Raw genomic sequence first — 18,435 nt, forward strand, 5'->3', positions numbered from 1 at the left:
CATTGAGGAGAGGACGTGATGCCCCGGCGTCCCGGACTGCATGCCCCGATCGTCCGTGACGCCATGGCCTACGTCCTGGCCGGCGGTCGCGGCTCGCGCCTGCTGGAACTGACCGACACGCGCGCCAAACCGGCGGTGTATTTCGGCGGCAAGAGCCGGATCATCGACTTTGCCCTGTCCAACGCCCTGAATTCCGGCATCCGCCGGATCGGCGTGGCAACGCAATACAAGGCGCACAGCCTGATCCGCCACCTGCAACGCGGCTGGAACTTCCTGCGCCCCGAACGCAACGAGGGATTCGACATCCTGCCGGCATCGCAGCGTTCGGGCGACAACTGGTACGCCGGCACCGCCGACGCGCTGTACCAGAACATCGACATCATCGAGGGCTACAATCCCGAGTATATCGTCGTCCTGGCCGGCGACCACGTCTACAAGATGGACTACGCGCTGATGCTGTTGCAGCACATCGAGCAGAATGCCGACGTCACGGTCGGCTGCATCGAAGTGCCCCGCATGGAGGCCACCGCGTTCGGGGTGATGCACATCGACAGCACCGACCGCATCATTGCCTTTGTCGAGAAGCCGGCGGATCCACCGCCGATGCCCGACAACCCCGAGGCCGCCCTGGCCAGCATGGGCATTTACGTGTTCAGCACCAAATTCCTGATCGATCAGTTGCGTCGCGACCAGGCCGACCCGGCATCCAACCGCGACTTCGGCAAGGATATCATCCCCTATCTGGTGCGGCACGGCAAAGCCGTCGCCCATCGGTTCCAAACCTCTTGCGTAACCTCGGGTGCCGAACGTGAGGCCTATTGGCGCGATGTCGGCACGCTCGACGCCTACTGGGAAGCCAACATAGACCTGACCGCCATCATTCCCGCCCTCGACCTGTATGACCGCGACTGGCCGATCTGGACCTATGCCGAAATCAACCCACCCGCCAAGTTCGTGCATGAGGAGGTTGGCCGGCGCGGCGAAGCGATCTCGTCACTGGTCTCGGGCGGGTGCATCGTCTCCGGATCGTTTCTGCGCCAGTCGCTGCTGTTCACCGGGGTTCACGCGCATTCCTACTCGCGGGTCGAGAATGCGGTGATCCTGCCGGACGCCGACGTCGGCCGCGGTGCCAGGCTGCGCAACGTGATCGTGGAGAAAGGCGTCCGCATCCCCGCCGGCCTGGTGGTGGGCGAGGACGCAATCGACGATGCCCGCCGGTTCCGCCGGACCGAGCGCGGCATCTGCCTGATAACGCAGCCCATGATCGATCGCCTGCAGGCTTGATTCGGGTTCTCGCTGTCGCGTCGGAAATCTTTCCGCTGGTGAAGACCGGCGGCCTCGCCGAAGTCACCGGCGCGCTTCCGCTCGCGCTTGGTTCGGCTGGGGCCGAGACCACCACGGTCGTGCCGGGTTTCCCCGCCGTCCTGGACGCGCTGAGCAACGCCACCGCTGTGCATCGCTTCGCCGACCTGTTCGGCGGGCCGGCCACGATGTTACGCGGCAGCGCCGCCGGGCTCGATCTGTTAGTGGTCGAGGCACCGCATCTGTATGCGCGAGACGGCAATCCCTACCTTGGCCCGGATCGTCAGGAGTGGCCGGACAACGGGGTGAGGTTCGCCGGCCTTGGGGCCGCGGCGGCAGCGGTGGCGGCGGGGATCATCCCGAACCTCGAATACGACATTGTCCACGCGCATGACTGGCAGGCCGCGATGGCAGTGGTGTATTTGCATTTCCATTCCGGTCGGCGGCCCGGCACGGTGCTGACGGTGCACAACCTGGCCTTCCAGGGCCGCTACCGGGGCGGCCTGTTTCCTCGACTGGGGTTGCCCCAATCGGCTTTCAGCCTGGACGGTCTGGAATACCATGGCGACGTCAACATGCTGAAAGGCGGCCTGGCATACGCCGACCGGATCACTACCGTCTCGCCCACCTACGCGCGCGAAATCACCGGCATCGACAACGGGATGGGGCTCGATGGGCTGTTGCGCAGTCGGGCGGACAGGGTTTCAGGGATCCTGAACGGCATCGATGACACAGTCTGGAATCCCGCAAACGATACACTGATCGCCGCCAACTATACGCGCGACAAACCGGCCAGACGGGCTATCAACAAGATCGCCCTGCAACAGCGCATGGGGCTGGACCAGGGCGCGGAACACCTGCTGGTCGGGGTGATCAGCCGGCTGACCTCGCAAAAGGGTTTGGACATGCTGGTGGACCAGATCGACACTCTCGTTGCCGACGGCATGCAGTTCGCCGTGCTCGGTTCTGGCGACCCGGTGCTGGAGCGGGCCTTTGTCGCCGCCCGCGAAGGCCATCCCGGCTCGGTCGGCTGCACCATCGGATACGACGAAGCGCTCGCCCATCTGATCCAGGCCGGGGCCGACGCCATGCTGGTGCCGTCGCGGTTCGAGCCCTGTGGACTGACCCAGCTTTCGGCGTTGCGTTACGGCGCGATCCCCGTGGTGTCGCGTGTCGGCGGCCTGGCGGATTCGGTGATCGACGCCAACCCGGCCGCCCTGGCCGCGGGCGTCTCCACCGGCTTGCAGTTCTGGCCGGCCACGCCGCAGGCGCTGCAACACGCGATGCAAACATTGCTCGTGCTTTGGCGAGACAAGGCCAACTGGCGGCGCATGCAGCGCAACGCAATGGCGGCCGACGTGTCGTGGCGCGCCTCCGCCCGCCGCTACGCCGCACTGTTCCAGTCGCTGCTGGGGGACCGGCGGTGAGACTGGCGGGCCCGGGCTCCCCCGACACGCTGGGCGTCAGCATTGTCGGCGATGGCATCGACGTCGCGGTACACGCGCCCGATGCCGAGGCTGTCGCGCTCTGTCTGTTCGACGCCGCCGACCAGGAAACCGCCCGGATTCGCCTGCCGGCCCGAACCGGAGCAGTCCGCCATGGCCATGTCGCCGGCGTCCCGGCGGGCACGCGATACGGATTGCGCGCCTACGGCGCATGGGACCCGGCCAACGGCCAGCGGTTCAATCCGGGCAAGCTGCTGGTCGACCCTTGGGCCATCGCCATCGACCGGCCGTTCCGCCTGGATGCACTGCTGTTCGACGTGGATGGGCCCCGCCCCGACGACACCGCGCGACTGGTGCCGAAGGCGATCGTCACGGATCCACCGGCCGCGCCGGCCGGCAACCGCGTCGCCTTCGACTGGGACCGCCAGGTGATCTACGAGTTGCACGTCCGCGGCTTCAGCATGACCAACCCGGACATGCCGGCCGGAATCCGAGGCACCTACGCCGCGCTCGGCCATCCCGCCAGCATCCGTCACCTGACGCGGCTCGGCATCACCACGGTGGAGCTGATGCCGAGCGCCGCCTGGGTCGATGAGCGGCATCTGCCGCCGCTGAACCGGTCCAACTACTGGGGCTACAACCCGATCGCCTTTCTGGCGCCGGATCCTAGGCTGGCGCCGGGCGGCTGGCCCGAGGTGCGCGCGGCGGTCGAGGCGCTGCATGACGCCGGGCTGAGCGTGATCCTCGACGTCGTGCTGAACCACTCCGGCGAAAGCGATGAGTTTGGCCCGACACTGTCGATGCGCGGGCTGGACAACGCCGGATATTATCGGCTGGCGGCGGATCGCTCGCGCTACGCCAACGACGCCGGTTGCGGCAACATCCTGGCGATGGACCGCCCGCACGTGGTTCGGTTAGGTATGGATGCACTGCGGGCCTGGGCGATTCACGGCGGCCTGGACGGCTTCCGGATGGATCTCGCCACCACGCTGGGGCGCCGCGACAGCGGTTTCGACCGCGACGCCCCGTTCCTGGCGGCGGTCGAGCAAGACCCGGTGTTGTCGCAACGCGTGATGATCGCCGAACCCTGGGATATTGGTGCGGGAGGCTATCAGCTCGGGGCGTTCCCGCCGCGCTGGGGCGAATGGAACGACCGATTTCGCGACACCGTCCGCCGCTTCTGGCGTGGCGATTCCGGAATGGTGGGCGCGCTCGCCACGCGCTTTGCCGGATCGGCCGACGTGTTCGCGCCTAGTACAGCGAGACAGCGCCCGTTGTCCCGCAGCATCAACTATGTCACCGCGCACGATGGTTTCACCCTCGCCGACCTGGTTGCCTATGAGCAAAAGCACAACCAGGCGAACGGCGAGGATAACCGTGACGGCACGGACGACAATCTATCGTGGAATAACGGCGTCGAGGGTCCGTCCTCCGACCCGTTGATCGTGGCGGCGCGGTCAAGCGATGCGCGGGCGCTGCTCGCCACGCTGCTGTTGTGCCGAGGCACGCCGATGTTGTCGATGGGCGACGAACTTGGGCGCACGCAGCACGGCAACAACAATGCCTACGCGCAGGACAACGCTGGCTCATGGATCGACTGGGCAGCGGCCGATCATGCGCTGATCGACACCACCGCGACCCTGGTCGCGCTGCGCCGTTCGCTGGGTCCGCTATTTGATGGCCGCGAACTCACCGGCCGGGCGGCCGAGGGCGAGGTGATACCAGACGTGGCATGGCATGGCGCCGACGGTGCCGCGATGACCGTGCAGGACTGGAACAACGCCGCCAACCGCACGTTGATCGCCGTGCTTTATGCCGCCGACCTGCGTGCCGCGCTGGTTTTCCATGCCGACCATACGCCGATCGAGATCGTGCTGCCGGCGGCGCGGCCGGGCTATTCCTGGTTGCGGGCGACAGACGGCGCCCCGGCGGGAGAGCGCCTTGCCGTAGATCCACGATCGGTGACCGTTTTCCGGGAGCAAGCGGAGCGGCCGTCTCGCACGCCATCGTCCGATGCAGCGCCGAGGGCAATGGCCCAGTCGGCGGCATCGCGCCGAGACCAGGGGGGCGCGGCAAACTCTGTTTTGTCCGTCCACGGCACCCAGGGGTCGATCGACGCGCCGGAACACCCTACCGCATCGAACAGCCAGGACGTGGTGAGCAGTCTGGACGCGGGCGAACCCGACAGCGCCGCTCAGGGTCGGGTGTGCGGCACCGGACGGTCTATAGCGCTGCATCGGCCTGCGTCAGGCAAGACCAGCGATGCGCAGCTTGACCGGATTGCCGTGTTGGCCGGTATCGACCCGATCTGGTGGGACGTCGGCGGCGGCTACCACCAGGTGCCGGTCGATACCAAGCGTGCCCTGCTGGCCGCGATGCGGCTGCCCGCGGCGACGCCGGGCGACCTGAACGACAGCCTGGTTCGGCTGGCCCTGCAACCCGCGCTGCCCCCCGTCCTGACCGCCAAGGCACACCAGGCCATCCGTGTCCGCCTCGGCCGATCCCGTCCGGCCTGGGTCACGCTGCTGCGCGAGGACCGCAGCGTCGAGCGCTTCCATACCCAGGACGATGACCTGATCCTGCCGCCGCAGCCGATCGGTCGGCACCGCGTCCTGAATGAGGATCGGCCCGAGCAGCCCTGCCATCTGACGGTCGCGCCGGACAGTTGCTACCTGCCGGCGGAACTGCTGGCCGGGGATCGGCGCTTCGGGATTTCGGCCCACCTTTACGCAATGCGGTCGGCTGGCGACCAGGGGATCGGCGATTTCACCACCCTGATGCGGCTGGCGACAGAGGCAGGCAAGGCCGGCGCCGCGATGATCGGCCTCAACCCGCTGCATGCGCTGTTTCCGCACGATCGCGACCGAGCCAGCCCGTATCAACCGTCTGATCGGCGGTTCCTGGATCCGATCTATATTGACGTCTCCGGACTTCCGGGTGGCGACGCAATTGCCTCGCCGCCGGGCCCGGTCGATTATGCGGCCGTCTGGCAGGCCAAACGCGATGTATTGCGCGCCGCGTTCAGGCCCGGATCGCCGACGAAGGGCATCAATCGATCGATCCCGCCCGCACTGCTTCGCTTCGCCACGTTCGAGATGATCGCGGAGGTCTTGGGCAGTTCCGACTGGCTGAAATGGCCTAACGCACTGCGTCATCCCGAGGCTCCGGCGGTCGCCGACTTCGCCGCGCAGCACCGCGAGACCATCGAGTTCCACGCTTTCATGCAATGCTTGGCCGACCAGCAACTTGGGGCCGCCGCGACCTCGGCGACCGAGGCCGGCCTGTCTCTCGGTCTTTACCGGGACCTTGCGGTCGGCGCCGCTCCGGACGGCGCCGAAGCCTGGTCGGCACAGGACAGCCTGATGCGGGGCGTGTCGATCGGCGCGCCACCCGATCCGTTCGCCGCCCAAGGGCAGAACTGGAGCCTGCCGCCACCCGATCCGGTCGCCATGCGGCGCGACGGCTACGGGAGCTTCCGGCAACTGCTGGTGGCCAACATGCGGCACGCCGGTGCGCTGCGGATCGACCACGTCATGGGCCTGCGCCGCCTGTTCGTGATCCCGGAGGGCGCCGAGGGCAAGGATGGCGCCTACGTCACCTACCCGCTGCCCGACCTGCTCGCCCAGGTCGCGCTGGAAAGCCATCGGGCCCGCTGCCTGGTGGTGGGCGAGGACCTGGGCACCGTTCCAGAGGGCATGTCGGAGGCATTGGCCGCCGCCAACATCCTGTCGTATAGCGTGCTGTGGTTCGTCCGCCGTGACGGCTTGATCCGGCCGGCGGCGGAATGGGCCCGGCTCGCCGCGGCCTGCGTCTCGACGCATGACCTGGCGACCCTGGCCGGCTGGTGGGACGGCGCCGATATCGCCGAGAAGCGGGCCTTGTCATTAGTGCACGATGCGCGGGCCGAGCAGGTTCGCGACGATGAAAAGAGTGCCCTGATCGGGCTGCTGCGGAGCGGGGGGTGGCTGACCGAAGCGGTCGATCCGCGGCAGCCGATGCCGGTGGCGTTTGCCGCCGCGGTACAGGCTTTCGTCGCTGCCACGCCGGCATTGCTGGCGCTGGTGCAGGCCGACGACCTGGCTGGCGAAAGGATCGGGGTCAATCTACCCGGCACCGACCGGGAACGTCCAAACTGGCGCCGACGCCTGACGCCAGACGTTGGGGATCTGTTTGCGACCCCGCTCGCCCGCGCCATTCTGGACGCTATGCGACCTCGCGCAGTCGCCCGGGTCGGGTGACATCACCGATTTCGCGGGCGCGGTTGATTCACCCTATCTCGGGCCGTACCTTGTGGGGATGAGCAAGAGCATTTCCTCGCCGGCAAAATCATGAGCGACCTGTTCGCGCCTGACGGCGGCTGGCGCGTGCGTATCCTGGACCTTTCCGGCGGCGCGCAAGACAACATCACCGAGGAAGTCGGCGGCTTTGACACGCTGATGCATGCCAATGCATTCGCCCGTCGCTATGTCCGCGATTCGGTCGAACGCTGCCGGGTGCCGGGCATGTCATCCAAGGACCTGCTGGAAGCCTGGTTTGCCTTCGGTGAAGACGCGGTGGTGATCGATGCCGACGAGGGCGGCTGGAAAAGTGCGACCGAGCTGGGGGACTTCGTGGACAGTCTGGCGAGCCAGGAGGACCGCGACTGGCGTTCGCTGGATCCGCGGCGCGAGGACATCGATCCGGATTTCGATGAGGAAGATGCGTGATCCGCGTCCGCTTTGCCATGGCTCCGGTTGGGAACCTTTCGATCGGGGGCGCCCGTATCGCTCTGGCCAACGACCTGGTCGCGCGTCGCGGCAACGGCCGGATGCTGCTGCGGCTGGACGATCTGGATACGGAACGCTCGCGCCCAGCCCAGGTCGACCAGATGATGCGCGATCTGCGTTGGCTGGGCATCGATTGGCATTGCTCGTTTCGTCAGTCCGAGCGGATGGCGGTTTATCAGGCCGCCATCGACCGCTTGATCGGCGACAGACTGCTCTACCCGTGTTTTGAATCCGAGCAGGAGCTGAGGGCCAAGCGAGAGTTTCGCCGCAAGCGGAACCAGTCGCCGATATATGATCGGGCGATGCTGTCGCTGACGGCAAAGCAGCGCCAGGACGCCGAAGCCGGCGGCAAGCGCCCGCACTGGCGGCTCAAGCTGTCGGGGCGGACGCTGCAATGGAACGATCTGATCCTTGGCGCGCGGCAGGCGGTATTGTCCGCGGTTTCGGACCCTGTTCTGGTGCGCTCCGACGGCAGTCCGACGCCGATTCTCGCCAGCGTGGTCGATGACCTCGATTTTGCTACCACCGATGTCATCCGCGGCGACGACAGTCCCGGCAACACGGCCATCCAGATTGAGCTGTTCGAGATCCTGGGCGGCGCACGAATACCGCGCTTCGGGCTGCTTGGGCCATTGCACGAAGCCGCAGGGGCGATGGCGGGCCGTTCAGCCGGCAGCGTTTTGGTTCGTGGGTTGCGCCACGACGGCGTTGAACCCTGCGGCGTCGCAGCCGGCCTGACCGGCATCACCGCGGCAGACGGCGACCCGCTGACGCTTAATCAACTGGCGCAACGGTTGAGTCTGGCGGACTTCGCCGCCTGCCGCTTCGATGCGGCGACGATGCTGCGGATCAATCGACGCGTGCTCGGACGGCTGGATTTCACCGCCGTCGCCGATCGGCTGCCGGCGGATGCCACCGAGGCGTTCTGGCTAGCTGTGCGCGGCAGCCTGGATGTGCTGAAGGAGGCCCGAGGCTGGTGGGATGTGGTCAACGGCTCCATCGTCCCGCCGGAGATCGAGGGCGCCCGCGACCTGCTGCTGACCGCCCGGTCGCTGTTGCCGCGCGAACCGTGGGACAACACCGTGTGGGCGAACTGGGTCGCCGCGTTGGAACCCATCACCGGGCTGACTGGCGATGCCTTGGCCGCCCCGTTGCGGCTGACGCTGACGGCGGAAGACAGCGGCCCCGATCTCGCCGACCTGCTGCCGTTGATCGGACACTCGCGTGCCGCGGCTCGGCTGGCGATCGCGGCGGGTTGAGCGGTTACAATGCCTGCCAATCCTCGAGCAGCAACGCAGGAACGCGCTGAAATTCTCGAACGTTATGCGTGATCAGCGTAAGTCCGCGTACGATCGCCTGCCCCGCGATCAGCACGTCGTATGGCCCAATGGCCGTTCCTGCACCAGCCAGTTCAGCCCGCAGTTCGCCGGCCCGGCGCGCATCCTCGCGATCGAACTCCAGCACCTCGAAACGCAATGCCTCGATGCGTGCGAGATTATCTGCAATCCGCTTTCCCTTGTAAGCGCCATAAAATAGCTCGTGCGCGACTATCGATGGCAGGGCGAAGTCTCGCGGCCGAAATCGGCGCATACGCACCAGGAAACCAGGATGACCCTTCAGAACCGCGATGACGGAATTGGTATCGAGCAGATACCTCATTCAAAGCAGTCTGAGATCGACCGGCTTTGCTCCGCCGGTTGTTCGGTCGCCGCTTGAACAAAGTCATCATCAAGCGAACCAACAACGTCGTCGAGCCATCCCCAATCGCCAGCAACCGGTTCGAGAATAATGGCATTGCCATTGCCATGGCGCCGGATCCGAACCTCATCGGTGTCGAAGCGGTATGCCTTGGGCAGGCGAACTGCCTGCGAACGGCCTGACCAGAAGACTTTAGCGGTATCCATGTAAGACCTTTGATGGCAGATAGCAAAAGAATATATCATTTTCCATTGTCTGACACAAGTCGTCTCCGATCCGCCGGCTACAATTCGCAATCGCGAGACCGCCCGCACCCGGCGGACCGGTTCCGTGCCTAAGCCTGCGCCGCCCGCATCGCCGCCCACACCCGCGCCGGGGTCGCCGGCATGTCGAAATGTCGGATGCCAAGCGGGGCCAGCGCGTCGTTGATCGCGTTCATCGCCGCGCCCAGCGCGCCCACCGTGCCGGCTTCGCCAACGCCCTTGGCGCCCAGCGGATTGACCGCCGTCGGCACCTCCCGTGTCGCCAGCCGGAAATCCGGGTATTCCGAGGCGCGCGGCATCTGATAGTCCATGAACGACGCGGTCAGCATCTGCCCCGACTCTGGGTCGTGCAGGATCGCCTCGCCGAGGGCCTGGCCGACGCCCTGCACCACACCGCCATGGATCTGCCCGGCGACGATCATCGGGTTCAGCACCCGCCCGAGTTCCTCCACCGCGCTGTAGCGGACGATGTCGGTGACACCGGTTTCGCGGTCGATCTCGACCTCACAGATGTGGGTGCCGTTCGGGAAGGTGACCGCGGTTGGGGTGAATTCCCCTGATTCCACCAGTCCGGCTTCCTGGCCCGGCGGAATATGCGCCGGCTCGTACGCCGCGGCGGCGACATCGACCAGGGCCACCGATCGGTCGGTGCCGGCGATGGTGAAGCGGCCATCGGCCAGCTCGACATCCACCACCGCTGCCTCCAGCAGTTCGGCGGCGATCCGGCGAGCCTTGTCGATCACCTTGTCCACCGCCAGGGTGACCGCCGATCCGCCGATGCACAGCGCACCCGATCCGCCGTTGCCCTTGCCGCTGGGCAGCAGGTCGGTGTCACCGCCTTCCCAGCGCACCTGTTCGGGGGCGACGCCGAACCGGTCGGCAACCAGTTGCGTCATCGTCGTCTCCAGCCCCTGCCCCACCGACATCGACCCCGACCGCAACACCAGCGTGCCGTCCTCGGCCAGCCGCAGTGTCGCAAGGTCCTTGGCCGGACGCAGGAACGGACCGCCGGCGACCTCGATGCAGTTGCACAGGCCGATGCCGCGCAGCTTGCCGCGTGCCGCCGCATCGGTGCGCCGCTGCTCGAACGAGGCGAGGTCCGACAGCGCGGCTGCGTGTTGCATGTTGGCCTCGAACTCGCCGCAGTCGTAGGTGAAGGTCAACGCTGTCTTGTACGGCATCGCCTGCGGCGGGATCAGGTTGCGGCGGCGCAGTTCATAGGGGCTGACTTTCAATTCGCTCGCCGCCACGTCGATCAGCCGCTCGATCGCATAGGTCGCCTCCGGCCGGCCGGCGCCGCGATAGGCCGCGGTGGGTACCGTGTGGGTCAGCACGCCGCAGACCTCGGCGGCGATCAGCGGGATCAGATACACCCCGGCGATGCCGCCGATGTTGCCGACGCCCCAACCTGAACGGCCAGAAACATAGGCCCCCAGATTGACGTCCCAGCGCAGCTTCAGCGCGGTGAAACGGCCGTCGGCGTCCAGCCCCAGCGAGGCGGTGATCCGCATCTCGCGCGCTTGCTCGTCGGTCAGGAAGCCCTCGGTGCGGTCGGCGATCCAGCGCACCGGCCGGTTCAGCCGCCGCGCCGCCCACGCCACCAGCACCGATTCCTGATGCACCCCTGATTTCATCCCGAACGATCCACCGACGTCGCCCGGCACCACGCGGATATCGGTCGGTGCGAGCTGGAAATTGCCGCTCGCCATGCCGTTGCGGAGTGCAAACGGAGACTGGTGCGAGGCATGCACTTCGATGCGTCCGTCAGCCGCGATGCACGCCCAGGCGCCGCGCGGCTCCAGCGAGTTCGCGGTGACCCGCGAAACCGAGAACTGCAAGGTGGTCACATGCGCCGATCCGGCCAGCGCCGCAGCGGTAGCGTCGGCCTCGCCGCGCTGCCACAGAAAGCCGATATTGTCCGGCACATTATCCCACACCGCTGAGGCGCCCTGCCGCATCGCCGCCACCGGTTCGGTAACCACCGGCAGTGCGGTGTATTCGACCGTGATTGCCTCCGCCGCCTCTAGCCCCGCCGCGCGCGAGCAGGCGACGACCAGTGCGACGGGTTCGCCAACGAAGCGCACGCGGTCGCGCGCCAACAGCAACCGATCCGTCTTCGGCGCCGGGCTGCCATCGGGACGCGGAAAGCCGATGCCGCCGGCGATTGGCGCGACATCCGTCAGATCGGTATCGGTATAAACCGCGATGACCCCGGGGACGCCGCGCGCCGCCTCGGTGTCGATACGTTCGATCCGGGCATGGGCATAGGGCGAGCGCAGCAAGGTCGCGACTGCCATTCCGGCTGGGGCGGCATCAGCGGCGTAGTTGCCCTGCCCGGTCAACAGCCGCAGATCTTCTCGCCGCCTGACGGATTTTGCCTGAAAGGTTGCCACGATGGTGTTCTCCCGTTGCTTGGCTCTAGCATACCGGTTTAAGCGACCAGCGCGATTCCGCGCCGGCGAACCGCGGTGGCAAAAGCGAATGCGGAGCACGCCATGATCGAAACCCCGCGTTTGCTTCTGCGTCCATGGCGAGCCGGCGATCTTGCCTTGTTCGCCGAGCAAAATGCCGATCCGGCTGTCATGCGATTTCTGGCCGGGGTGCTGACACGGGCGGAAAGCGATGCCTACGTGGCGCGCGCGGAACAACATCTGGCGCGCACCGGCTTCTGCAAATGGGCGGTCGAAGCGCCCGGCGTGGCGCCGTTAATTGGCGCGGTTGGATTGAGCTGGCTCACATTCGAGGCGCCATTCGCCCCAGCGGTCGAAGTCGCGTGGCGTCTGCACCGCCGCTACTGGGGCTTCGGCTATGCCACCGAGGCGGCCGCGGCCAGCATCGACGACGGCTTCAACCGGGTCGGGCTGACCGAGGTCGTCGCCCTGACCGCAATGTTCAACACCGCATCGATCCGAGTGATGCAGCGGCTGGGGATGACACGAACGATCGAATTCGATCACCCGAGTCTGCCGCCGGGCAGCGCCCTGCGCCGGCACATCTTGTATCGGCTATCACGCGCCGACCACCCGATCGGAAAATCTTAATCCGTCGGAAGACCGTCTATCGTGCAGTGTTCCGACGCAGACGCGCCTGGTTCATCCACCGCGCCGCGTTCGCGGCACGCCGGCCCGAGGGAGAAGCTGTCATGATAACCGCGATCGTTCTCTACGACCTTCCGCCGCACATCGATGAGGCCAACTGCAGAGCGCATTTTCACGCTATCGCGCCGGGTTTCCTTGAAGTTCCTGGCCTGATCCGAAAGCAGTTCATCCATGCAGCCGAAGGTGGTTGCGCCGGAGGTTGCTATCTGTGGGAAACCCGTGAGGCGGCCGAGACATTCTATTCCGGACCCTGGCGCGAAGGCATTATCGACCGCTACGGCGGCGCGCCGCGAATCAGCTTTTTTGACACCATGGCGATCGCCGACGTGCCGGCGCGAACGGCAACCTGCCTCGACCGCCTTGACAGTTGTCTGACCTAAAGCGTGATCGCGCTGAGCGGAACGTTTACAGCGCGTGAATCAAGCGATCACACAAAGAGTCAGAGCATTTTCAGCATGCTCTGTCAGGCTGAGGATGCTTTAATAGTCCGCCGCGTTCGGATCGAACTCCATCGCGGTGTCGCCGGGATGCTCCGCGGAATCGCCGGCGTATATGTCCCGATCCTTGGTCTCCGGCACGAACAACAGGCCGATTACCGCGGTCGCGCCGGCGATCACGATGGGATACCACAATCCAAAGTAGATGCTGCCGTTCTGCGCGTTCATCGCGAACATCGACGCCGGCAACAAGCCGCCGAACCAGCCGTTGCCGATGTGATACGGCAGCGACATCGAGGTATAGCGGATGCGGGTCGGGAACAATTCCACCAGCGCCGCCGCCATCGGCCCATACACCATGGTAACCAGCACCATGAGGAAGCACAGCACCAGCACCAGCTTGAACGGCTGCGGACGGAAGATGTCCCACGGTGTCGCCAGTTTCACCACCGACGGATTGGACGCCGCCGGATAGCCGACCGCGGTCAACGCCGCCGCCAGATCGGTCGCGAAACCTTTCGCCGTGGGATCGAGCGTCTTGTCGCCGATCTGCACGCTCGCCTTGGTCCCGGCCGGTGCATCCTGCTGCGAGTAGGTCACCGAGGCTCGCGCCAGCGCGCCTTTCGCCAAGTCGCAACTGTTGACGAATTTGGAAAGCCCGGTCGGATTGAACTGAAACGAGCAGTCGGAGGGGTCGCTGGTCACCACCACCTTCACCGCATCATGCGCCTTGGCGAGCGCCGGATTGGCGATTGCGGTCATGTATTCGAACACCGGGAAATAGGTCAGCGCGGCCAGCAGGCAGCCGCCCAAGATGATCGGCTTGCGGCCAATCTTGTCCGACAGCCAGCCGAACAGGATGAAGCCGAACGCACCGATCGCCAGCGCCCAGGCGACCATCAGGTTGGCGCTGAAGCCGTCCACCTTCAGCACCCCGGTCAGGAAGAACAGCGCATAGAACTGCCCCGCGTACCATACCACCGCCTGTCCGGCGACCAGGCCGAACAATGCCAAAATGGCCCATTTGGCATTCGCCCACTGGCCGAACGCCTCACTCAGCGGTGCCTTCGAATGCCTGCCCTCGGCCTTCATCTTCAGGAATGCCGGGCTTTCGCTCAGTTGCAGCCGGATCCACACCGAAACCGCCAGCAGCAACACCGAGACCAGGAACGGAATGCGCCAGCCATAGGCCTTGAAGTCGTTGGCGGTCATCGAGGCCTGGACGAACAGGATGACAAGCAGCGACATGAACAGGCCAAGTGTCGCCGTGGTCTGGATCCAGCTTGTATAGAAACCGCGTCGGTTGCGTGGCGCGTGTTCGGCGACATAGGTCGCGGCGCCGCCATACTCGCCGCCGATCGCCAGGCCTTGCAGGATGCGCAGGCTGATCAGGATCACCGCCGCGGAGATGCCGATACTATCGGATGTCGGCAGGATACCGACCAGGAAGGTGGACGACCCCATGATCAGGATGGTGATCAGGAAGGTATATTTGCGCCCGACCAGGTCACCCAGCCGGCCGAAAACCAGGGCGCCGAACGGGCGCACCAAGAAGCCCGCGGCAAACGCCAGCAGCGCGAAGATGTTGCGCGTGGTTTCATCGAACTGGCCAAAGAACTTGGCGCCGATGATGACCGCGAGAGAACCGTACAGGTAGAAATCGTACCACTCGAAAACCGTCCCGAGCGACGAAGCCAGGATGATCTTCTTCTCATCGGCGGTCATTCGACGATTCGACGCAGCCGACGTGCCTGAAGCAGCCGTGCTCATGCTCATGTATTCAGCCCTCGACCCGGACGTTCCTCGAAAGCATCGGGATCGCTGTTGTCGCGTCGCCGATACGGCCGCCGGCCATCAGTCGGGCAACCTGCCAGCATCATTACCGGATATTAAGGATTTGGCCCAGGGTAAAAACAGGCCGGCCGCCACGCCCCGATCAGCCGCCTGGCTCAACGGCCGCCGTCGACCTGCAACACCTGGCCATTGACGAAGCCGGCAAGTTCGGAGGCAAAAAACACCACCGCCCTGGCGATATCGTCAGCCGATCCCAGCCGCTTCATGGCGATGCGCTCGACCAGCGCCTGCTGACCGGCCGGGCCGTAACTGTCCCATTGCGCCTCGGTCGCCGCGTTGGTGCGGATAAAGCCGGGCGCCACCGAGTTCACCGTTATGTTGAAGGCTCCGAGTTCATGCGCCAGTTGCCGGGTCAGGCCCACCACCGCGTGCTTGGCGCTGCAATAGGCCTGGATCCCGGTCAGCGACGGCTGCAGCCCCGCCCCCGAACTGATGTTGACAATCCGCCCGCCGCCTGCCCGTTTCATTGCAGGCGCCGCCGCTCGGCATAGCGTGAACGCCGCATTGACGTTGATGTCGAAGATCGTGTTCCAGTCCTGGTCGGTGACATCCTCCAGCGGCACGGGAAGCTGACCGGCAACGCCACCGGCATTGTTCACCAGGATATCGATCGCGCGTCCGGTCTGAGCCTCGATCTGCCCGACCCAAGCGGCGGCGGCGGCGCGGTCGCGCAGATCAACCGCCCGCGCGGTGATGCCGCTGACTGTCGCGGTTTCCGCCAGAGCCTCGGCGTGCAAGTCGGTGGCGAACACCAGCGCTCCGAGACGCGCGAAGGTCTGCGCGATCGCACGCCCGAAGCCGTGGCCGGCGCCGGTCAGCGCGACGACCTTGGCATCAAACCGGATGTTCATGCCGTACCTGCCACGGCGGTCAATGCGACCCGACCATCAGCACATCGCAGTTCCGCCGCCCGGACATCAGACAGTCGCCAATGACCGAGGCCGAACGCAGTTGCTGGACAAGGAACAGTCCACCGACCAACAGCAGCAGGGTAATCGCCACGCCTGCCAGACTGGCCGTCTGCCGCCTGGCGTCTCGGTCTTCGCTGTCATCCGCCCGCCAATGGTGATGGCTAAACACGAGACCCTCGCATTGGACCCGTTGATATTTATCGCATAAGGGATCGACCGGTTAGCCAGACAAGGGGTTGCCGACCGCATTCACCCAGCCTGGCCTACGATAACCGGACCACGGAGGATGTCGAACTGGACGGCGTGCGGCACTTGAGCAAGGACGAGCACTTCGCCGCGCTGATCCGCCGCGTCGGGCCGCCACGGATGGACGTTCAGCGCCAGCGCAGCCCGTACGAGGCACTGATCCGCGCCATCGCCCATCAGCAACTGCACGGCCGGGCGGCCGAGGCGATCCTGGCGCGGTTCTCCGCGTTGTTTCCGGGAGATTCCTTTCCCGCCCCGGACGCGGTCATGGCAACCGCCGAACTCGCGTTGCGCGGCTGCGGCTTTTCCGCCGGCAAGATCGCGGCGATCAGGGACATCTGCGCCAAGGCGCTGGACGGCACCGTGCCGACGCGCCGCCAGTCGCACCGGCTGAGTGATGCGGCGTTGATCGAGCGGTTGACCGTCATCCGCGGGGTCGGCCGCTGGACTGTCGAGATGCTGCTGATTTTCACCCTCGGCCGACCGGATGTCTTGCCGGTCGACGATTTCGGCGTGCGCGAGGGGTATCGCCTGCTGCATGGGCTGGGGGCTCAGCCGAAGCCCAAGCAGTTGGCCGAGATCGGCATGTCCTGGGCGCCGCACCGGTCGCTGGCGACGTGGTATCTGTATCGCGCCGCCGAGGAGGCGCGCCGGCAGGGGCCGGTCAGCCGGGCGTGATCCGCGGAGGTGCGGGCACGGACGGGCGCGATCAGACGGGCTTCCAGGAACGGTCGACCTCGACATCGATCAGGGTCGGTCCATCCGTGACCAGCGCCTGGGCCAGCAGATCGGACAGATCGGACAACCTCGATGCCTTGTGCGCGGTCAGCCCAAGGCCGCGGGCCACGGAAACGAAATCGACGCGCGGCTTGTCGAGGTCCATGGCGACGTAGTTGTCGGCCTGCGCCGCCAGTCCTTTCATTGCGTTGGTCCGCTGCTTCAGCACGCGGTACGAGTAGTTGTTGATGATGACGAACACCATCCGCAGGTTCTCCCGCGCGGCGGTCCACAGTCCCTGGATGGTGTACATCGCCGACCCATCGCCGATCAGCGCCACCACCGGACGATCCGGCAGCGCCAGCTTGACCCCGATCGCGGCCGGCAGACCCCAGCCGATGCCACCACCGCGCAGCCCGAAGAAGCTCCGCGAATCGTCGCTTTTCAGGAACCGCCGCAAACCGGTTCCGGAGGAAACCGTTTCATCGATCACCACCGCGTCCGCGGGCAGCAGCCGCCCGATGGTCTGCATCAGGGCCAGCGGGTGAACGGGGTGCCGATCCGCCACCGCGTCGGCCATGCTGTGCAGCTTCTGCAGGCTGGCGACGCCCTCGGCTCGCACATGCTGCAAGCGCTTTGCCGCTACCTCGGCTTCGGCGATCGAGCGCGCGGCTTGCACCGCCTGGGTCAGCTCCGGCAGGGTGACTTTGGGCTCACCCAGGATGGACACTTGTTCAGGGTAGTTCTTCGCCAGTTCCCACGGGTCGGTGTCGAGGTGAACCACTGGCATGCCGTCCGGCATCGATTCCACTTCGCCGGGCAGCGACAGGGTGAACAGGTCGGCGCCGATCGACACCAGCAGGTCGTGCTGCATCAGCATGCCTCGGATCGCCGCCGGCAGCCGCACCAGGGCGCCGCGATACAGCGGATGCGACGAGGGGAACATGGCCCGGCTGGCCATGCCTTCATCGTAGACCGGCGCCCCGATCGCCTCGGCCAATGCGACCAGTTCCGCAAGCGCGTCGCCTTGCGGCACCGCGTCACCGGCAACGATGACTGGACTGCGCGCCCGGCCGATGATCGAGGCCGCCCGTGCGATCGCGCCCGTGTCGCCCCTGATGCCCAATGCCACCCGGCTTGGGGTTCCCAGCTCGAGATTCGCGCTGGCGGTCAGGATATCGCCGGGCAGCGAGAGAAACACCGGACCCATCGGCGGAGCCAGCGCGGTCTTGATCGCGCGATGGATCGCTCGCGGCAGGTCCTGCAGCCGGCGCACTTCCTCGGACCATTTGACGAACGGGCGGGCGACGGTGGGAAGGTCGGCCCATAGCAGCGGTTCGGTGAAGTTGAAGCGCTGCTCGTGCTGGCCGGCGGTGACCAGGATCGGCGATCCGGCTTTCTGCGCGTCGTACAGCATCCCCATCGCGTTCCCGAGGCCAGGGGCGGCATGCAGGTTGACCACGGCGCACTGGCCGGACGCCTGGGCGAAGCCGTCGGCCATGCTCATCGCCGGCGCTTCCTGCAACGCCAGGATGTAACGAAGCTGATGTTCCGCCGCCAAGGCATCCATCAGCGGCAGCTCGGTTGTCCCTGGGTTGCCGAATATCATGCGCACCCCCTCTTGCTTCAACAATTCCAGCAGAGCGGTCTTTCCCGGCATCATCGGCATCGCTAGGTTCCCCAATTGGCGGCGGTTTG

At 66.1% G+C, this 18,435-nt stretch carries 15 protein-coding genes; 8 read left to right on the plus strand and 7 right to left on the minus strand.

The window, feature by feature from the left end; all coding sequences use genetic code 11:
• Positions 1 to 18: 18 nt before the first annotated feature.
• From glgC to ACQY4T_RS20035, 5 genes are all read left to right on the plus strand, one after another.
• The gene (gene glgC, locus ACQY4T_RS20015; RefSeq protein WP_428534294.1) at positions 19 to 1,284 is read left to right on the plus strand and encodes a glucose-1-phosphate adenylyltransferase; all 1,266 of its coding nucleotides are present in this window, start codon (positions 19 to 21) and stop codon (positions 1,282 to 1,284) included.
• Positions 1,284 to 2,729, plus strand: coding sequence for a glycogen synthase GlgA (gene glgA / locus ACQY4T_RS20020; RefSeq protein ID WP_428543001.1), 1,446 nt, complete (start codon positions 1,284 to 1,286; stop codon positions 2,727 to 2,729). Before glgC ends, glgA begins: the two co-directional genes overlap by 1 nt.
• A complete protein-coding gene (gene glgX / locus ACQY4T_RS20025) occupies positions 2,726 to 6,985 on the plus strand; it encodes a glycogen debranching protein GlgX (RefSeq protein ID WP_428534296.1) in 4,260 nt (1,419 codons plus the stop codon). The genes glgA and glgX overlap by 4 nt, the downstream gene beginning before the upstream one ends.
• Positions 6,986 to 7,075: 90 nt before the next feature.
• Positions 7,076 to 7,453, plus strand: a complete 378-nt coding sequence (locus ACQY4T_RS20030; protein WP_428534298.1) for a hypothetical protein — start codon at positions 7,076 to 7,078, stop codon at positions 7,451 to 7,453.
• Complete coding sequence (locus ACQY4T_RS20035) at positions 7,450 to 8,772, plus strand: glutamate--tRNA ligase (protein ID WP_428534300.1); 1,323 nt, start codon at positions 7,450 to 7,452, stop codon at positions 8,770 to 8,772. The genes ACQY4T_RS20030 and ACQY4T_RS20035 overlap by 4 nt, the downstream gene beginning before the upstream one ends.
• A 4-nt stretch (positions 8,773 to 8,776) precedes the next feature.
• On the opposite strand, the gene ACQY4T_RS20040 is transcribed toward ACQY4T_RS20035, so the two are convergent.
• From ACQY4T_RS20040 to ACQY4T_RS20050, 3 genes are all read right to left on the minus strand, one after another.
• Entirely contained in the window at positions 8,777 to 9,172 is a 396-nt protein-coding gene (locus ACQY4T_RS20040) for a type II toxin-antitoxin system VapC family toxin (protein WP_428534302.1), read from the minus strand.
• Entirely contained in the window at positions 9,169 to 9,417 is a 249-nt protein-coding gene (locus ACQY4T_RS20045) for an antitoxin (RefSeq protein ID WP_428534304.1), read from the minus strand. The genes ACQY4T_RS20040 and ACQY4T_RS20045 overlap by 4 nt, the downstream gene beginning before the upstream one ends.
• A 128-nt stretch (positions 9,418 to 9,545) precedes the next feature.
• Positions 9,546 to 11,867, minus strand: a complete 2,322-nt coding sequence (locus ACQY4T_RS20050; protein ID WP_428534306.1) for a xanthine dehydrogenase family protein molybdopterin-binding subunit — start codon at positions 11,865 to 11,867, stop codon at positions 9,546 to 9,548.
• A gap of 102 nt (positions 11,868 to 11,969) precedes the next feature.
• Between ACQY4T_RS20050 and ACQY4T_RS20055 the strand changes: the two genes are divergently transcribed.
• Complete coding sequence (locus ACQY4T_RS20055) at positions 11,970 to 12,515, plus strand: GNAT family N-acetyltransferase (protein ID WP_428534308.1); 546 nt, start codon at positions 11,970 to 11,972, stop codon at positions 12,513 to 12,515.
• Positions 12,516 to 12,616: 101 nt separating this feature from the next.
• Complete coding sequence (locus ACQY4T_RS20060; protein ID WP_428534310.1) at positions 12,617 to 12,952, plus strand: YdhR family protein; 336 nt, start codon at positions 12,617 to 12,619, stop codon at positions 12,950 to 12,952.
• A 99-nt stretch (positions 12,953 to 13,051) separates the two neighbouring features.
• Here the strand turns inward: ACQY4T_RS20060 and ACQY4T_RS20065 are convergent, their stop codons facing one another.
• From ACQY4T_RS20065 to ACQY4T_RS20075, 3 genes are all read right to left on the minus strand, one after another.
• Complete coding sequence (locus tag ACQY4T_RS20065) at positions 13,052 to 14,734, minus strand: MFS transporter (RefSeq protein ID WP_428534312.1); 1,683 nt, start codon at positions 14,732 to 14,734, stop codon at positions 13,052 to 13,054.
• A gap of 224 nt (positions 14,735 to 14,958) precedes the next feature.
• The gene (locus tag ACQY4T_RS20070; protein WP_428534314.1) at positions 14,959 to 15,714 is read right to left on the minus strand and encodes an SDR family NAD(P)-dependent oxidoreductase; all 756 of its coding nucleotides are present in this window, start codon (positions 15,712 to 15,714) and stop codon (positions 14,959 to 14,961) included.
• A gap of 19 nt (positions 15,715 to 15,733) precedes the next feature.
• Positions 15,734 to 15,943 carry a hypothetical protein gene (locus tag ACQY4T_RS20075; RefSeq protein WP_428534316.1) on the minus strand — a complete coding sequence of 70 codons (210 nt, stop codon included), beginning with the start codon at positions 15,941 to 15,943 and terminating at the stop codon, positions 15,734 to 15,736.
• A gap of 134 nt (positions 15,944 to 16,077) precedes the next feature.
• Between ACQY4T_RS20075 and ACQY4T_RS20080 the strand changes: the two genes are divergently transcribed.
• Entirely contained in the window at positions 16,078 to 16,698 is a 621-nt protein-coding gene (locus ACQY4T_RS20080) for a DNA-3-methyladenine glycosylase family protein (protein WP_428534318.1), read from the plus strand.
• Positions 16,699 to 16,729: 31 nt separating this feature from the next.
• Here the strand turns inward: ACQY4T_RS20080 and ACQY4T_RS20085 are convergent, their stop codons facing one another.
• Positions 16,730 to 18,406, minus strand: a complete 1,677-nt coding sequence (locus ACQY4T_RS20085) for a thiamine pyrophosphate-binding protein (protein ID WP_428534320.1) — start codon at positions 18,404 to 18,406, stop codon at positions 16,730 to 16,732.
• Between the last annotated feature and the right edge of the window lie 29 nt (positions 18,407 to 18,435).

It is taken from the genome of Rhodopila sp. (assembly GCF_965277825.1).
GTDB lineage: Bacteria > Pseudomonadota > Alphaproteobacteria > Acetobacterales > Acetobacteraceae > Rhodopila.

Bases quoted from the DNA above. Each gene is read 5' to 3' on its own strand.
- glgC (WP_428534294.1), top strand. From the start codon at position 19: ATGCCCCGGCGTCCCGGACTGCATGCCCCGATCGTCCGTGACGCCATG.
- ACQY4T_RS20030 (WP_428534298.1), top strand. From the start codon at position 7,076: ATGAGCGACCTGTTCGCGCCTGACGGCGGCTGGCGCGTGCGTATCCTG.
- ACQY4T_RS20040 (WP_428534302.1), bottom strand. From the start codon at position 9,172: ATGAGGTATCTGCTCGATACCAATTCCGTCATCGCGGTTCTGAAGGGT.
- ACQY4T_RS20045 (WP_428534304.1), bottom strand. From the start codon at position 9,417: ATGGATACCGCTAAAGTCTTCTGGTCAGGCCGTTCGCAGGCAGTTCGC.
- ACQY4T_RS20055 (WP_428534308.1), top strand. From the start codon at position 11,970: ATGATCGAAACCCCGCGTTTGCTTCTGCGTCCATGGCGAGCCGGCGAT.
- ACQY4T_RS20060 (WP_428534310.1), top strand. From the start codon at position 12,617: ATGATAACCGCGATCGTTCTCTACGACCTTCCGCCGCACATCGATGAG.
- ACQY4T_RS20065 (WP_428534312.1), bottom strand. From the start codon at position 14,734: ATGACCGCCGATGAGAAGAAGATCATCCTGGCTTCGTCGCTCGGGACG.
- ACQY4T_RS20070 (WP_428534314.1), bottom strand. From the start codon at position 15,714: ATGAACATCCGGTTTGATGCCAAGGTCGTCGCGCTGACCGGCGCCGGC.
- ACQY4T_RS20085 (WP_428534320.1), bottom strand. From the start codon at position 18,406: ATGCCGATGATGCCGGGAAAGACCGCTCTGCTGGAATTGTTGAAGCAA.